The sequence below is a fragment of the Paenibacillus contaminans genome (genome assembly GCF_003285015.1).
Taxonomy (GTDB): Bacteria; Bacillota; Bacilli; order Paenibacillales; family NBRC-103111; genus Paenibacillus_V; species Paenibacillus_V contaminans.
In genome coordinates this window covers 528,298-545,944 of the sequence record NZ_QMFB01000001.1, presented here as the reverse complement: position 1 = coordinate 545,944, position 17,647 = coordinate 528,298, and the positions used below count along the sequence as shown (strand labels likewise).

General features: G+C 50.4%; 13 protein-coding genes. 1 reads left to right on the top strand and 12 read right to left on the bottom strand.

The annotated features are described in order from the left end of the window. Window positions 1-109 precede the first annotated feature (109 nt). The 12 genes from DQG23_RS02460 to DQG23_RS02405 all read right to left on the bottom strand — a co-directional run bounded on the left by DQG23_RS02460 (window position 110) and on the right by DQG23_RS02405 (window position 16,861). Entirely contained in the window at window positions 110-976 is an 867-nt protein-coding gene (locus DQG23_RS02460) for a cation diffusion facilitator family transporter (RefSeq protein WP_113029188.1), read from the bottom strand. A 206-nt stretch (window positions 977-1,182) separates the two neighbouring features. Continuing rightward, entirely contained in the window at window positions 1,183-1,737 is a 555-nt protein-coding gene (locus DQG23_RS02455) for a dihydrofolate reductase family protein (RefSeq protein WP_113029187.1), read from the bottom strand. A 206-nt stretch (window positions 1,738-1,943) separates the two neighbouring features. Then, window positions 1,944-2,231: a hypothetical protein gene (locus tag DQG23_RS42520; protein ID WP_192894538.1), complete on the bottom strand. Its 288-nt coding sequence runs from the start codon at window positions 2,229-2,231 to the stop codon at window positions 1,944-1,946. A gap of 378 nt (window positions 2,232-2,609) precedes the next feature. Next, on the bottom strand, window positions 2,610-5,657 hold the full coding sequence (locus DQG23_RS02445) for an S-layer homology domain-containing protein (protein ID WP_113029186.1): 3,048 nt from the start codon (window positions 5,655-5,657) through the stop codon (window positions 2,610-2,612). A gap of 54 nt (window positions 5,658-5,711) precedes the next feature. Then, complete coding sequence (locus tag DQG23_RS02440; RefSeq protein ID WP_272949022.1) at window positions 5,712-5,888, bottom strand: twin-arginine translocase TatA/TatE family subunit; 177 nt, start codon at window positions 5,886-5,888, stop codon at window positions 5,712-5,714. Window positions 5,889-5,942: 54 nt separating this feature from the next. Next, window positions 5,943-7,604, bottom strand: coding sequence for a glycosyl hydrolase family 28-related protein (locus DQG23_RS02435; RefSeq protein WP_202865848.1), 1,662 nt, complete (start codon window positions 7,602-7,604; stop codon window positions 5,943-5,945). A gap of 85 nt (window positions 7,605-7,689) precedes the next feature. Next, window positions 7,690-9,675: a hypothetical protein gene (locus DQG23_RS02430; protein WP_113029185.1), complete on the bottom strand. Its 1,986-nt coding sequence runs from the start codon at window positions 9,673-9,675 to the stop codon at window positions 7,690-7,692. Window positions 9,676-9,696: 21 nt separating this feature from the next. Next, entirely contained in the window at window positions 9,697-10,584 is an 888-nt protein-coding gene (locus DQG23_RS02425) for a carbohydrate ABC transporter permease (protein ID WP_113029184.1), read from the bottom strand. 14 nt (window positions 10,585-10,598) lie between these two features. Further along, on the bottom strand, window positions 10,599-11,456 hold the full coding sequence (locus DQG23_RS02420) for an ABC transporter permease (protein WP_113029183.1): 858 nt from the start codon (window positions 11,454-11,456) through the stop codon (window positions 10,599-10,601). Window positions 11,457-11,549: 93 nt separating this feature from the next. Beyond that, window positions 11,550-13,241 (bottom strand): extracellular solute-binding protein, encoded by a 1,692-nt coding sequence (locus DQG23_RS02415; RefSeq protein WP_158560261.1) that lies wholly within the window; start codon window positions 13,239-13,241, stop codon window positions 11,550-11,552. Between the two features lie 205 nt (window positions 13,242-13,446). Continuing rightward, a complete protein-coding gene (locus tag DQG23_RS02410; protein ID WP_158560260.1) occupies window positions 13,447-15,108 on the bottom strand; it encodes a response regulator in 1,662 nt (553 codons plus the stop codon). After that, on the bottom strand, window positions 15,083-16,861 hold the full coding sequence (locus DQG23_RS02405; RefSeq protein WP_158560259.1) for a sensor histidine kinase: 1,779 nt from the start codon (window positions 16,859-16,861) through the stop codon (window positions 15,083-15,085). The genes DQG23_RS02410 and DQG23_RS02405 overlap by 26 nt, the downstream gene beginning before the upstream one ends. A 303-nt stretch (window positions 16,862-17,164) precedes the next feature. Between DQG23_RS02405 and DQG23_RS02400 the strand changes: the two genes are divergently transcribed. Then, window positions 17,165-17,575, top strand: a complete 411-nt coding sequence (locus DQG23_RS02400; RefSeq protein ID WP_113029179.1) for a DUF5412 domain-containing protein — start codon at window positions 17,165-17,167, stop codon at window positions 17,573-17,575. Window positions 17,576-17,647 lie beyond the last annotated feature (72 nt).

Below are 17,647 nucleotides of genomic sequence, written 5' to 3'. Positions count from 1 at the left end.
TATCAAAGGCTTAAAGCCGCTTCCACGCTTTACTTACTAGCGATATGCATACAAAAAAACACCTATTCAGGTGGTTTTTTGTATGCGGAGGAACTTCCAGTTGTTTGGTTTACCTTGCAGGTTCGATATGAATGTGGACATGCTCGACCATGTGGGCTTCCTTCATGCGCCGTTCGATATCCTCGGTAATCGAATGGCTTTCGGCGACGCTCATTTTTTCATCGACCAAAATCGTGACGTCGAGCAAAATGTAATTGCCGTGCGATCTTGCTTTAATATCTTTCAACACTTGGACGCCGGGCGTCTTTCGGATCGTTTTTTTGAACTGGCTCAATTCGTTCTCATGAAAACCATCGGACAAGGAATGCGTCGCCTCACGGAAAATATCAAAAGCGGTTTTGCAAATAATGACCCCAACGGCCGTTGCCGCGAGCGGATCAAGCCAGTTTAGGCCAAATTGTGCGCCAAGTATACCTACAAAAGCACCCATGCTTACAAATGCATCGGAGCGATTATCCTGAGCCGCAGCCATCACCGCGCTGCTGTTTATCCTTTTGGCCAGCTTAAAATTATATCGATAGACGGCCAGCATAACGATCCCGCAAAAAAGCGCGATCCATGCCGTAATCATATCCGGCTTCCGGATCGAGCTTTCGAAAAAGATCATCACAGCTTGCCATAATACCTGGATGCCAACCGCAGCCATGATCAGCGATGCGACTAACGTAGCAATGTTCTCCGCCCGAAAATGGCCGTACCTATGATTTTGGTCCGGCGGTTTTCTGGATATTCGAAGTCCGACCAAAACGGCTATGGATGCAATGATGTCCGTCAAATTATTAAATCCGTCAGCCCGCAGAGCTTCGGAAAAAAATAAAAATCCTATGGTTAATTTGATCGCGGATAAGCATATATAAGCGACGATGCTTACCCATGCGCCTTTCTCGCCCTGCTGTAAATTATTATAGATCTCCATACCGACGCTCACCCTGACCATAAGATTATTCGCTCATCACATGATACTTGATGAATATCGTGTGGGTCTAGAGAAACAGTCTTGTCAGGGACTAACCTTATTTGAGCGGGTCTACTCTTTTTGAACAGTAAAAGAATGTTTCCCTCACTAAAAAAATAAACAAAAGCCGTTTCGTGATGATATTTTTATTATTGGCATGTACACTATTATTTCCCATTCAAATGATAGATGAGTTGCACAACGCCGGAGGAGAAGGTTCTTGTATTAACCATTTCTAAATTCAACCTCTGTTGAATATCCGTAAACAACGGTTTACCTTCTCCCAAAACAACAGGATGAACGGATAATCTAAATTCATCAACAAGCCCTAAATGGATAAAAGTTGTAATAAGACTTGCTCCACCATATAGCCAGATATCTTTACCGGGCTTATTCTTTAATTTATTTACTTCTTCAAAAATATTATCGTTTATGAATGTTGCTTTACTATCCGTCCCTTTATGTGTTCTGGAAAACACATATTTTTCCTTACTATGAACTAATGCCCACATTTCTTTGTCGGTTTCAGGATCTTCAAGTTGTGGAGTAAATTGCCCCCATAAATCGTAGCTTTTTCTTCCATAAAAAATCGTATCAATTTGATTTAAGAAATTAATAAACCCCATCTCAGGGTCCATCACGCACCAATCAACCTCTCCATTTTTCCCTTCAATAAATCCATCTAATGTAACTGCTAAATCTAAAATTATTTTTCGTTTCATGATTTGTTACTCCTTTCGTTAATTTACTACCTATTATAGACCTTAAATATTGACATCTTATGTCATATTAAAAACAGAAAGTGTGTTTTTTCAACTATGCTGCCTATAGGGCAGTCGGCCAATGAAGGAAGCCGGCGGTAAAAACAGGATTCCCAAAAAAGGACATAAGCACCCTCGCCTATGTCCTTCTTATCCAAACGGAGGCATCAACCTTTTCTTAGCAAGATTGATTGGAAGTGCAGGTTCCCCTCACCTTTAGAAATGGTACGAAATGACTCCAGCTTAAAATAAGACGTTACGATTTCTTGAATGGACGTATCCGAATAAAATGAAAAAAAGCGCTTCGGCTCACACCAGTCTTCCTCCCAAACGCCTTCTGAGTCGTATCCGCCATATAAGCCCAAATACATAATTCCATTCGGAACGAGTACCCTTCTACTGGCATCCCGGTCATAAGATTTGGCTAAAAGCGCTTTGAAATCCGACTTATTCATTACCTCCCAACCCCATATAGGATCATATGTTCCCTTCCATTATAGGAAAACTCCTTCTAAAGTTCAACTCCCGCGCCTGGTTTTTAGAAGGGCCAATTCGCCCAAAAGGCCGCCATTCTGAAGATGGCAGCCTTCCATTGAACGTTTTGCACTCGGTGTTTGTTCATTTTGGGCTAAGCATGACAAGCGGCCATTTGTCCCCATAGCGACACCATCATACTCATGACAAGCAGGATTGGCAATATTCACTTTTTGATCGTCTTCACCTTAACAAACACCCTCCCTTTCAATATGAAAACGCTATCTATTTTTTCGGAACAAAACCCGCGGAAACTCGTCAACCGAGAATCCCGCGGGTTTCGTTAATAAAACAGGACGTCAATTGATAAAATTCGCGTTCTGCAGAAGCCGTTTGATAGAAACGGCGGCCTGCGCGCGCGTCACCGTATCCTGCGGAGCAAGACGGGTATCCGTAACTCCTGTGAAAATACCGCTTTGAATCATATGAGCCATAGCAGCTTCCGCCCACAAGCGAATATCCGCATGATCCTCGAATGCATACAAGGTGAGCTTACCTGGAGCGCTCGCCGCTTTACCGGCAAATGTCAATGCATTTGACAGCATAACAGCCATTTGCTCTCTCGTGATCGTTTCTCCCGGCCGGAATGAGCCATCCTCAAAGCCGTCGATGATCGACGCCCTGGATGCAGCGCCAACTGCGCCGGCAAACCAATCCTCTGCCGAAATATCGCGGAACTTCCCTGCATACGACGCATCTTCGACCAGTCCCAGCGCCCGCACGACAAGGCTGACAAATTCAGCGCGCGTTACGTTATGCTCAGGAGCGAAATCCGTTTCCGACATTCCCTTTACGATTCGTTTGGACGCCAGCAAATCCACATCGGCTTTTGACCAATGCCCGAGCAAGTCAGCAAACGTCTTCTCGGAACGAGCAATCGCGTACAAACTGTTCGCATTTCGATAAATCGTCGCTTCCGTGATCCCGTCAGTCGTCTTGAACACGGAGGGAACGAAGGAAACGGTACCGGACACCAGATCGATCACGACTGCCGTACTCCGGGACGGATCGACGGGGTCTGCAACATAAAGACTTCTCGTTACGTACGTACCGCCAAAATCGGAGATGGCATAACGTTTACCGCTTGTCTCCACATATAGCGTAAATTCGACGATGTCACCGATCAACTGGATGTCCGTCTTTGCAAGCTGATCCACAAACTGTTTGGCCTCGGTGCCTGTGATGGTCCTCATCGCCACATAGACGATCGCCTCGTCCGTCTGTTCTGTCCCAAGTTGCTGCAGGAAGGAAAGCAGGGACGGTAAACGTACCGGCAACTGATAATCCGCATTATCCGTTTGAATCTTGATGACAGAACCAGCAGCTTCAGGTGCCGAATCCCTTAATACCTTCGCAGGAATTCCCACTCGCAGCACCTGTTCCGTTCCTGCTATTTCAAAAGTAAGGGTTCGTTCCCCTTGCGCGTTGTCCTGCAGCTTGCCGAACGCCTTGGTCAGCGTATCTGCGCGGAGCATAGCAGTATACATGCTTGTTCCGTCCGTATCGGTGTTGACGCCTGTCGTTGCTGCCGCAAGGCCGAGCTTGATCCCGCCGGGAACGATCGTCATTTCATTCGATCCCGTCTCCGTTGCAGCCGGCGTATTCGACGTCCCGCCCGCTGGAGTCTCGGGCACGGTGCTGACGCCAGCCCGATTGATCAGCACGCTGTAGCTCCTGCTCGTTGTCCCATCCTCGGATGTCGTACTAACGGTCACCGTATTAGAACCTACTTGCAAGTTCACCGCAAGCGGCACACCGCTTGCCTGGGTCACACCGTTTATTTTCATCGTCGCGCCCGGTGCGTAGGTAGAAGCAGTGATACTTAGACTGTCGACCGCATGATTTACAGCAGCCGAATACGAATACGTGCCTGCCGCAAACGCAGGCTGCAGCGCTCCTGCACTTATCGTCAGTTGACGAAGATCGGCGTTAGCGGACAACGGAATCTCCGCCGCTTCGGCCCGATAAATGGTCAGGCTGTACAACCGGATTTTTTGTCCGTCCGGCGCTTGAACCTGAATCGCCAGTTCGTTGGCTCCTGTATGCAGTTGAACCGGAAGGACAGCGCTGTTGCCGTATGTATGCCCCGCTGCAACAATTGATGCCGCTTCATGATAGGTTGTCGCGGTAACCGTCAATTCCGCAATCTCATTGCCGACGTGAACGACATACCCGCTTGTGAGCGGATCGAAAACCGGAATGAGCTCCCCGTCGTTTACCGTCAGGCTGCTTAAATCCATCTCTGTCGTACGCAGTTCTTCGATAGTCGTCATCGAATTGCCGTTGAAATTCGCCACATAAACATGGGCGGTGACCGGGTCTACGGCAAGCGCGATTGGGTTTCTACCGGTCGCAACCAGAGACGTTGCATGACTCGCTCCGTCAATGATCGTCACGTTGTCACTATCGTAATTCGCGACATAAATTTTATTGCCGTCTTCGTAAATCGCAAGCGCCGAAGCACCTTCTCCTGCCTGGACAACCGATGTGCTGTTGTCCGTCCCGTCAATAATCGTCACGTTCCCGCTTCGATCATTCGCAACGTAGATGGTATCGGTCACCTTGTTTACTGCGACCGCACTAGGTGCCGTACCGGCCTGCACGGCCGTCGTATGTCCCGTTTCCCCATCGATCACCGTAACGTTGCCGCCGAAGAAGTTGGCCACGTATACGCGATTCGTGTTCGGATTGACCGCGATTGCGTTCGGACCGGCTCCGACAAGTATCGTTTCGGTCGCAAGCGTGGTTCCTTCAATGACGGTCACGCTGTCACTGTCGATATTCGCGACATACACTTGATTGGTCGCTTCATTTACCGCCAGCGCGAATGGACTTTCTCCGGCAGGCACGGCCTGCGTAAGATTCGAGGCTCCATCGATGACGGTTACATTTCCGCTTCCGACGTTCGCTACATAAATCTTGTTCGTCACGGAATTGACGGCAACAGCAAACGGCTGTACGCCAACAGGAACGGTTACCGTATCATTCGTCCTTCCGTCAATCACGGTCACGTTATCGCTGTCCGCATTGACTACGTAAATTTTATTCGTCACAGGATTCAAGGCAACCGCATACGGGGTCATGCCGGTTTGCACGGCAGCTACCGCCTGAACTCCTTCGTACGTATCTTGCAGAACCGTTACCGTATCGCCATCCGCATTCGCCACATAGACCCGGCTTGTCTCTTGATTGACCGCTACGGCATGAGGCCCCCTCCCCGTCGATATAGTCGACGAAGAGGATGCGGATGCCCCTGCTTGTCCTGCCGGAAATGCGGCAGCCAAAAGAATGATGACGAGCATGACGAGCCATCCCGGCCTAATCAAAGCATTTGTATAAGCTTTCATTCGTTCACAGTTCCTTCCCCATGATTGTTACGCAGTATTCGATGCTTTCCCTTGTCAGGAATCTTTCTTTTCGCCGCTGTCCATCTCCTCGATCAGAGGCTTCGTTCCCGCTTTGAATTCGTGGAATGTCCGGCCGACTGCGCGCCCCAGCTCGGGCAGCTTTTTCGAGCCGAAGAGCAGCAGTGCCGCCAGCGCGATCATAATAAGCCCCGTGGGACCAATCCCCATCATTGCGCTCACCTCCTCCTTCGGACTTCAGCGTTCCCGATCCGACTTCATGGAAGGCTAAAATTTCGCTTCCCATGTCCATTTCAGGTTATTGGTTCCTGTAGGTGGCGCGGAAGCGTAATGAATGACGAGATTGGTTGCATTGGCCTCGACATATTGAATGCCGGATGCATCGGCGGATGCGGGAATCACATTATAGTAGCTTGGAGATGCCCCCAGTCCGTGCGGAATCGTATAAGTCGATCCGCTAGCGGATTGCATGGCCGTACCTCGTTTGAACTCGTCAACAAAGTATTGCCCATTTCCGATGAGGTCGATTTGGGATTCCCCTTTGAAATCAGGAAGGGTAGCCATTCCGCTAAGCCACAATTTTGCACCGTTATCGATCTTGAATGCTTTCATCGTCCCCCCCGGTTGAGAGTTATCGATTATGAATTCAGCTCCGACCAAATTCAGCATCGTTCCTTGACCGAGTACCTTAATCGCGTAATCGTCCGTGTAATTTTTGTAGTATCTCGAGGTACACAGCCCCATGACCGTCGCATGCGCACTATAAACATGAAGAAACGTCCCTCTTGCATCTTCCGCAGAACAGCTGATGAGACTGAGCGCGGCACCTCGGAGAAAGTAAATATAATCCGCTGGATTTTCGGGATTGTACCCGATCCAATCGGCGCCGCACCCTATGAAGCTGGAATAAGAAATGTCAATTTTCCATGCGGATTTTTCACAGGCGCCAGCCCAGCAAGAGGTAACCGTATGGCTTGTGCCGCCTCCTGCGTGAGCGTCTCTGTCGCCGCACACAAAACCCCTGTTCATCCAGCGCGAGGATACCCGTTCAAGCGTCACCATCCAGGCGTCAACCGTATAATAGCCGGTATCCGCATAACGATATTCCACATTTTTTTGCGTCATAAAATAAACTCGCGGAGCATAGAAGCAGTAGGATGAGTTTTTAGGCAATGTGTTTTCAGCGGCTCCGCGCCTTGCAAGGATGCCTTCAATATGCACGTATCTGACATAGTCATTCGGCATGGGCAGAGCAATAATAACGGCATCCACATTATAATTATCGGATCCTCCGTTAAATGCTCTGGTGCCGTATGCGGCTGGTGTTGTTGTCGATTTCTCAATGATCGTGACTTCAGGACCTTCACCGACCAATGAATCCCCCGTTGTTATCGCAATTGGAACGGTCGTCCTGTAGGTGCCTCTCGGCAGAAAAACAACACCCTGCTTCGCATCAATCGCCTTCTGGATTGCTGCCGCATCGTCATGAAGCCCGTCGCCTTTGGCTCCGAACCATTTCACATTAACCGCCCCGTCAAAAATTCGTTCAAATCTCGCGCCCGAAGCCGAGACGATCGTCGTTCCCCCATTATCCGCAGACGCGGTATTCGCCGGATTGAAGCGGAACATGCCTTCTTGCTGAGCATCTGTCACATAGTACAAGGTTTCTATGCTCTGATTGCTTAGTGCGCGTAAATCGGCAATCGTTATATAAACAACCAGATTGTCGCTCATCAAGTCTTTCACTTTTTTGCGAGATTCAATTGGGTCCGCGTAAACTTTGGAAAAAACGCCTCCTAAAGCAAGCGTGGCGCCGGCCATTCCTAACGAAGCGATCATTTTGCGTCTGCTGATCAAACTTGACTCTTGTTTTCCCTCTTGTTTGCTGTCAAGGCTTTGCTCATCCATAAATTCCATTTCTTTTTTCAAGATTCATTCCTCCTGTTATTAAAAATGATCGAAGATGGATAAGGCTTGCTAGGGCGTGTCTGAGAACTCCGAGGACAAACACGCCCTAATGCCCCACTGTGGTAATGACTACAAAATCCCACGGTAACACGTTCTCGAGCGTGACATAGGTTTTGCCGGCCGCATAGCGGATTTGTTCTGCCGGGATTGCCGTCGGCACGCCTTGTTTATCCAGCCGGAACAACCGTTCCGCCGTAAATCCAAGCTGCGCCTCAAACGTACCGGTTTCGTCGAAGTTCGCGTTCACAAGCAAGATAAGCGCCTCGGCGAAATCGTCAGGGGCCTTGCAAAACGGCACAATCTTCAGCCCGCTCTTGAACGCCGTAACCGGCAGCGTATCCCTGCTCATCCACGCAAAAGCGCCCAGCAGCTGCTGCCGCTTTGCCTCCGAATAAAGACTCTTCCACGGCGCATACCCGTGCACCGCCACGCGTCCCCCCAGGCTATTCTCATACAGGGTGAACGACGCTCCCAACCTCGCCCCCGAATAGCCGATAAGCTCGCAAAGCGTGCGTATCTCAGCGCCTGGCAGCGGCTCCAGCATGTATCCCGAATCATCATAAACCGTCATTCTCGCATCGCGCTGCTCGCCTGCATAAGTTCCGTTGATCGGATCGTCGGTAAATTGCTCAAAAACGCCGTTGTTATAAATCTTCGCAATCGCTACACCGCAAAATTCGCCCAATCCCAGCTCGATCAGCATTTCCAGCGCTGGACCGTCCATCAGTACATGTCCTGCAAGCATCCTCAGCAGTTGTTCCCGCGTATAACCCTGCGCCATCTCCCGGCTTAAGATAATGCCGCACGCCGCTTCCGGATTCATCGATAGCGGAAACCCGATCTCTTGCAAAATATTCGCCTGCTGCGCGTCCTGCGGCACGCCAAACCAGCCGCGCTTGCCGACCTTGCGCTTCGCCTCGAATTTGGCCGACATGGCGGGATAAAGTCCGCGGTTCGGCCAAGCTCCGGCGATGCGATCCATCGTTTCCCAAAGCGGCTTCATGTCGGCCATCGCCTTAAGCCAATCCTCATATTCGCCGATAGCGCCCTTCTCCAGCTTGAGCGTATGCGCCGCAATACCGTTCATGCCGCTCGCGATCATGATCGTATTCTCGGTCATCATAACGCGACTCGATTTCTTCAACCGCTGCTGTGGAAACGTTTCCAATTCATACTGCACGTCGGTGATAAAATCCGGATAAAGCGCGGCTTGTCTCGCGCATTCCAGCCCCTTGTCGAGCATGGAGACCGGCGTCCGGTCATCGTAAAACCCGCCGCCCGGTCTTCCTTTCACCGCACCGAGCGCCTTCATCCACCGGTCGAAGGCAGCGCCTGAATACGTGTGCCATTCCAGTCCCCCAGTCATCAACCCAAGCTCGATGCCCGGATTTACGGAGTGGACAGCTTGCCGTATTGCTGTCAGCATGGTTTCCAGCGTCTCGATATTATGCTCGACCCATTGCTCCCGTTCGGCAGCGCCTTCCGGAGAATCGAGCAAGTCGACAAGCGTTCGCCTGTCATACGCGGTTCCATGCTTCAAATTGAATATCCCTAGACAAGTTTCGCAGAAGCAAGGGAAGTCAGCCGGACGATGATGATGGATCCGGGCATCGTCGTCCACCCAGATGAAATCAAGCCCCGCTTCGGCCAACAATCGATATTTCCCCATAAGGTAACGCTTGAACGATTCCGTGTTCGGGCAGAATGAGCCATTCGCTTGCTGACCGTCATGACCGATCATCGGCTCGCCCTGAAAGAACGGCTCCCAATCCCAGGCATCGTCCAAATGGCCGATGCTGATCGAATTCACGCCTACGCGAAAACCGTCTTCTTGCAGCTTACGCACCCGAGGCGCCAGCCAATCGCATGTGCTTGCGAAATCGTCGAGCGGCGTATACCCGCTCATGCGCCACTCGACGATTAGCGCCAGCTCGTCAATAACATGCCGATAAGGCCGCAACAAACTGCGAAGCTGTTCGAATTCTTGTTCCGCCTGAAACCGTGCCGGCCAAATTCGCAGTGATAATTTCATGGTTTGCTTTTCTCCTCCCAGCTACTCCTTTACGCTCCCAAGCACAATCCCCTTCATAAAAAAACGCTGCAAGAACGGATACGCGAGCAATATCGGCAACGCCGCAACGAAGATTTGCGCCGCCCGCCCCGTCCGGTCGTTCATGCGGAAATACTTCTCGGCCTCCTGAGCGCTCATTTGCGACAAATCCTTGGAAACGATGGTTGTCTGCAAATACGTTTGCAGCGGATAATTGTCCGACTGATTCATGTAGATGAGACCGTCAAACCAACTGTTCCAATGCCCGATAATCGTGAACAGGAACACGGTCGCGAGCGCGGGCAATGATACCGGCACATAGATTCTCCACAAGATCGTCCAATGATTCGCGCCGTCCAGCTTCGCCGACTCCTCCAGTTCCTTCGGAAGATTGCGAAAAAAATTGAGCAGCAGCACCGCGTTGAACACGGAAACGGCCGACGGAATCACCAGCGCCCAAATGGTATCGATCATTCCCATGGACTTGATGACCATATAAGTAGGAATGAGCCCGCCGCCGAAAATGATCGTAAAGACGAAAATCCAGACGTATACGGTGCGAAACGGAAATTGCTTGTTATCCTTGGACAGCGGATACGCCAGCAAAATCATGAGCAGCATGCTGATCGAGGTTCCTAGTACAACGCGTTTCAGCGATACCCAGAACGCTAGCAGAAACGCTTGCTTCCTGAACACGCTCTCGTAAGAAACAAGCGTAAAATCTACAGGCCACAGCTTCACGGCTCCTGCCGATACGGCCTGCGCCGAGCTTAACGATATCGAAAGCACATGAATGATCGGAAACAAACAAGTGAAGGCCAACAGCGTCAGGAAGACCATGTTGCCTATCGTAAACAGCCGGTAGCCGATACTTTGTCTATACGACGGCATGACGATCACCTCGCTTAAAAAATTCTGTAATTGGCCAGCCGATATGCCAAATAATACGAAACTGAAATCAGAATGAATGAAATGACTGATTTAAACAAGCCTACGGCGGTAGCGACGCCGTATTGGAACTGCTGAAGACCAAGCCGGTAAACAAGCGTATCGATAATATCGCCGCTCTCGTAAACCTGCGGACTGTATAAATTGAATATTTGGTCAAATCCGGCGTTAAGAATATTTCCCAGGCTTAACACAGCCATCAGCACGACGATCGGCGTCATGCCCGGCAACGAAATATGCCAAATTTGCCGCAATCGGCCTGCTCCGTCCGCCTCCGCCGCTTCGTACAGGGTCGGACTGATCCCGGTTAGCGCCGCCAAATAAACAATCGTACCGAAGCCGAACTCTTTCCATATATCCGACAGGACGATTGTGAAACGGAACCAATGATTGTCCCCGAGAAAATAAATCGGCTCGATCCCAAACCAGCCGAGCGCCTGATTGACAATTCCCGACGTCGGGGACAAAATATCGATCAAAATGCCGCTCAGAATGACCCAGGACAAAAAATGCGGCAAGTAGACTAGCGTCTGAAAGGTTCTGCGGAACGCCGCCTTCCGGACTTCATTAAGCAATAACGCTGCTGTGACCGGCACGATAAGACCGAGGACCATTTTCATCACGGCAATCACGATCGTATTGGTCATGACGCGCATCGTATCCGGCATCAGCATCACATATTCAAAGTTTTCCCATCCCACCCACGGCGAACTGAAGATGCCTTTAGCCGGCAAAAACTTTTTGAACGCAATGACAACGCCTGCCATCGGCCCGTAACTGAAAATAAGAACGATGATCAGGCTGGGGAGGATCATCAGATGTAGAAGCCAGTTATGTCTCCATTCGTTTCTTAGCAGCCTGCTCTCCTCCTTGTACGGGGAAGAAGAGATTCTTCTTCCCCTCTTGCATTACTTCATTTTCTTATACCAATCATTAACTTCCGCAGTAATTTTATCGCCGCCGAGCTTCTTCCAATCCGAGATGAAAGTATCGTATTCGTCGACGGACAAGGAACCCATGATAATTTTTGTGATGATTTCAGCTTCTTTCGCCATCAGCACGCTCGACTTGTCGCCCATCGTCGGTGTAGGCGCGCCGTAAAATTCATCAAAGTTGAACAAATTCTTCTTGTACGCGTCGAACATCATGGCCATGGAGCCGTTTTCGCCGGCAATCATATATTGAAGCCAGTTCGGGAGCGTCACCTTACCTTCTTTGTATTGCTTGGCCGCTTCGTATCGGGCATTCCGATCCACGCCTTTGCCAAGTATGGAGGCGTCTCCTGTTTGCAGAGCTTTCGGGATTAACTCTCCCGATTGCACGTTGTCGTCCATCGAGTAGACAACAACCGGGTTGATCTCCCAGAAAAATTTACCGGTATCCTTCTTCGCTTTACCGAAGACGAGTACGCTGTTCTCATCCGTCGGGTGCAGACTATAGTCGATCCATTCGTTCAGCAGCTTGACAACGGCTTCCGGATTTTTCGCTTTCTTGTTAACGACATAGAAGTTGCCGACGGCTGCAGAAGTCGGGCTGAGCGCAGGCTTATCGTCGACGGAAGGAATCGGATAAACGCCCCAATCCTGCATGAGCTTGTCGTCTTTCACCGCGCTGCCGAATGCGGCACTATGCCAGAACTCTCCATATATCAACCCAACGCGATCGTTCGCAATCAATTCGAGCGCCTTGTCGTCATCCTTGACGCCGAATTCGGGGTCGATCTGTCCCGCCTTGAACATGTCCTGCAGCTGCTTCAGCGCCGTCTTCATCTTCGGATCAAGACTGCCGTACTGGAGATTGCCCGAAGCATCCTTCACCCACTGCTGCGGATACAGATGATAGCCGGCGAAAAAGCCCGATAGCCCTAACGATTTGGACAAGGATAAGCCAAACGGTTTGCCTTTGCCTCCCGTATCGCGTTTCGCGAACGCTTCCGATATTTTGAGCAAATCCGCCATTGTTTTCGGCTCCGGCAAATTGAGCTCCTTAAGCCAATCTTTCCGCGCCCATACCAGGTCGATCTGGTTATACGGACTGTTCGTCACAGGAATCGCCATCAGCTTGCCGTTGAAGGTTGCGGTTTTCAACTGACGTCCGCCGTCCTTCATAAACTCGCTTTTCGTATCCTTCGAAGCGGTTTTATCCCATACCGACGTCAAATCCATAATCATATCGTTCTCGATCAGCGTGGGAAGATCGGCGGCGCTGACTCTGTAGAAATCCGGCAGATCATTCGAGGCTATGGCTATTTTCAGCTTCGAACTGTAGTCATTGGTTACCGTCCATTTGTTCTTTAGCTTGATGCCAAGCTTCTGCTCGTAATAATCGTAAATGATATTCTTGTCAATGTTCTCTCCCGGATCGAACGCTTGTTCCGGCCCCATGCTGCGGATCGTCGTCATCTCAATCGGCGGATCATACTTGCCAAGCGGGTCGGCCGCTTTCGGACTCGGACTTGTGCCTGTAGTTGCGCTTGTGCTCGGATTAGGAGATGCGGAATTTTCCGTCGTTTTTGTGCCTGACTGGCCGCTGCAAGCAGTCAACGTAAGCAGCACTGCGGATAATAAAGCGGCTGATCCGCCTTTGGCATATCGTTTCATAGATGCTCCCCCTGATTTCATAGTAGTGTTCGTTGTCCTCAAACTCGTGCTATGCGACCCGACTTCATGCCGAATCTTGCTGTGGATGATCGAAGGGCTTTCCTCCTTTCTGTCACAAGTATACAAATGCGGGGGCAGCCGCAACCAGATTCACCTTTTGACTTCCCGTTACATTCCTTTACCACTTCACGGCAGGTTCCCGGCACTACGAGTCCCGGTATTCCTGCGGTGTGACCCCCATATTCGCTTTAAAGAAGCGGATGAACGACAAGCGGGAATCGTAGCCGACCATCGCGGAAATTTCATAAATTTTGTAGGCGGAATGCTTGAGCAATTCCTTCGCTTTCTCCATCCGCGCCATATTGATATAGTCGGACAGTCCGATTCCCGCCGTCCTTTTGTATAATCTCGACAGATAGGACGGGTTCAAGTGGACGATTCCGGCGAGCTTGACGAGCGATACATCTTCTGCCAAATGGCTGTTTATATAGGCGTTGATCCGCAGCACCACGACATGCTCGTCCTCTGCCGCAGGCTCTTCGCGATTGGCGAAAAGCAGCTCAGCAAGCTTGCGGAAATACGTGTGCAGTTCCTGCCAGGAAAGATTAACGTCGATATGCGACAAGCGATCGAGACCGATTTGCGCGGCCAGCTTGCCATCGAGCGGGTATAAGTTCACATGCGACAGGAACACCGAGGCAAGCCCGTGGTACACCTCCAGCTTGACGAAGCTGGAACGGTTCTCATCCGCCGCATGGGCAAAAATTTCATCAAGCAGGCTGTCAAACTCCGCCTTGCCGCCGTTCTCCAAGTAATGGCCGAGCAGTCCGATCTTTTTCATTTTGCGGCTGGCGAGCTTCGATCTCGCCGCCTCCAGAGTAGATCGCGGGGAATAAGGGCCGGTCAGACCGGTCAGCTTCACTTCGCTTCCCGCGCCTTGCTCCCCCCACAAGAGCGAAAGCAGCTCGTCATAAGCTTCCGGAAGCGATTCCCAGCGTACGGCGGCATGGCTAATCACGAACGATACCGCCAGACCGATCGCTTCGCGGCAGTTTGCCTGAACCGCGTCGAGCTGTTTGGATGCCGATTCCAGCCAGGCTTCCTCCGCTTCCTCTTGCGCGCCTTCGCCACTCTCCCCGTGCGGTGCGATCGGCTGAAGCAGCCATGCAACATTCGAACCGTCCACCTCTGCGGCCGCAAACCTGGCCGTCTGGCGTAAGCTTTCACCCGCTATGTTTTGCACGGCAAACAACATCAGTTTGCGGTCGGCTTGCGCTCCTTTGCCGCCCCATGAATCGATCCGCCCCAGCAGCAAATAGATCGGCCGTTCCACCGCCAAGGGGATTTCCAACTCGTGGATTTTGGAACGCAAGGATGATTCCGATGTTCGCGCCGTCCCCTTCAGCAGCGTATGGATATATGCCTGCTGCAAAAGCGTGATCGCCTGCTTGCTCTGAAGATTCGCCTCCAGCAGCCGCTGGCTCGCTTCGGCTTCGGCGTCCAGCTCGGCGATCGCCTTGTCGACGGTTTTCACGATGCTTTCATCGCTCTCTGTTTTCAGCATATAGTCGAAGCCGCCGCCCGATATCGCATGTTTGACATACTGAAAATCATCAAAGCTTGTAAGAAAAATCACCTTGCACATCGGCCAACGGCGTTTGATCTCGTGCAGCAGCTCAATGCCTTCCATCCCCGGCATACGAATGTCGGACAGCACGATATTGATTCTCATGCGGCCGAGAATATCAAGCGCCTGGTATGCCGAGTACGCCGAGTGCAGCTCAAGCTCCGGCTTTCTTTTTCCAAACATGTCCAGCAAGCCTTCTACGATGACCGGCAAATCATCCACGATCAGCATCCGGTACATAAGCCCCCGCCTTCCCGTTTCCATCTAGTTGTAATCGAATTTCTACGCATAACCCGCCAAGCTGCGACCTTGTTAACGACAAGCCGCTGCCTCTGCCGAACATAAGCTCGATCCTGCGATGGACGTTAATGACGCCGGTCGTTTCCTCCAAAAAGTTGCCTTCCGCCGACAATTTGGCCGATAGCTCCGCCAAGCGGGCATCCGGCAGCGCTTCTCCGTTATCCTCGATCCGGATCGACAAATAACCTCCGGACTCGGAAGCGTGCACCCATAGCTCCCCTGTGGAGATAAGCGGTCCAAGGGCATACTTATAGGCGTTCTCCAAAATAGGCTGCACGATTTGCCGGGGAACGAGCAGCTCGCCGTACGTATTGTCAAGGGGTTCAAATTCGACGTCGATACAATCGCCGTAAATAATCGACTGGATATCCACGAAGACGCGGGCGTGCTTCATTTCTTCCCGCAACGGAATCTTATCGTCCGCATTTCGCGTGATGAACCGGAAATAATCGCCCAAATACAGAGTGAACCGATAAGCCCGGTCGTTTGCGCCCGCTTGAATCAACCGTTTCAAGCTAAACAGACAGTTGTACATAAAATGAGGATTGATTTGCGACTGCAGCCGCTTAAGCTCGGATCGCTGGCTGCGGATTTCCTTCTCGTACACTTCGCTGATCAGAACGTCCAATCTACCCACCATGCTGTTAAAACGATGATACAAATACTGAAATTCATCGCGCCTGGCATCGGCTTCGATCGGAATCAGCTTGCCGTCCTCCACTTTTCGGAACGCCGCTACAAGACGGCGCAGCGGATTATGAATGATCCGGTAGATGGAAACGGCGAACAGAATGACGATACATAGAGAGAAGCCAAGCAGCACCCAGGTCCACCGCTCATAACGATGCAGAGAGCCGAGAATTTTTTCTTCAGGTACGTAAACAAGCAATGCGGTGTTCAATGCAGCCGATTTGCGGTACGATATCAAATAGGGGGTATGATCGAGCACAAAAGGCGTAATGCCGAACGAAATGTTTCCCGCCAAATGCTTTTCAGCAAACGTCTTCAACCTCTGTGCGACATTGTCGTCTTGCTCATTGGTAATTTTCCAGTCTTCATCGATGTTCAAAAGAACGGAACTCCCTTGATTCGGACTTACAATATTCATCAAGCTTTCACGCAGCCTGTCCGCCGACAGCTCGACGGCAATGACGAAGACGGCCTTCCTGTCGAACGATGCGCTTACAGGAAACCGCATGCTCATAAACAGTCGTTCGCCTATTGCCATAACCCGATTCGGGTCCACATTATTGGCAAGCTTATCGTATTCGTCGGCCGGAATGGAAGACAAATACGCTTCCGAGGAGACGGTTCGATCAATTTGCGGGAGAAACGCCTTCGCCTCGGTAATATACGCGCTGGAAGCTTTCAGCATATGCAGCCGCGTCTGGACGGCGAGCACCTGAGCCGTACGTTCGTAATTTACGACCGGCTCCTCGGAAATGCCGACCTCCATCAGTTCTTTATCAAGCACAAACTCAAGCATAAGCTGGCTGATTCCTTTAAGCTCGATCTCCAGCGACTGCAAATAGAAAGCGTCTCTGCTCTGGACCGATTTGGATATTTCTTCGTAAATCGTATTGCTCCCTTGCCTGTTTAATATTAGCGTCATAATCGAGAGCGGCAGCAGCACGGCCAGTAACGCAGAAATCAGTTTAGCGAAAATCGTAAATCTCATTCGTTTTAGCGACAAGGAGAACACTTCCCGCCCCCTCCTTTTCATTCCATTGTATGAAGCGAGCCTTTTTCATCCAAGTTACATCTGTTGACTTTGCGTTGCTTTTATTTACTCTTTGCTCCTCTCTTGGATTTCTTCCTGAAATACGATCGAATCGCATGAAAGTCAAGGTCCTCGGCCTCATTCGTAACATATCAATCCTAATTTGGGGATAACGATTATGATAGCCCGTACATAAAATTCGTCAATAGCCTTGAAGAAGTTGATCGCCAGCCTCGCTATTCAATCGAAAGAGACCCTATTTTAACGGAGGCAAACATGGAGCATTTTACATATGAACAAGATAAGCGGGAAAGCAAACGAACGATCAGAAAAGTGATAATTGCTGTTTTTTCCATATTGCTGTTATTCGCATGCGCGTTCGGATATTTCGTTTATTGGGCTTTCTTTGACATGAACCGCCTCCCGACAGGCGAATTCATTACGCAATCCACCTCTCCAGACGGCAAATATACAGTAAAAGCATACTTAACAAACGGAAGTATAACGACAGACTTCTCAGTAAGAGCAGAACTAGTCTTCAACGAAAGATCCAAAAAGAAAAAAAACATATACTGGCAGTACAGAGACAGAACCGCAAATATTTTTTGGCTTGATAACGATACGGTAAAAATCAATGGAAAAGTCTTGAATATGCCAAATGAGAAATACGATTACAGGAATGAGTAAGCGGGTTCGCGAAAGCTTCCCGCCCCTCCAGGCAACACCAAAAAGGAGCTTCCGCTTGGAAAGCTCCCTTTT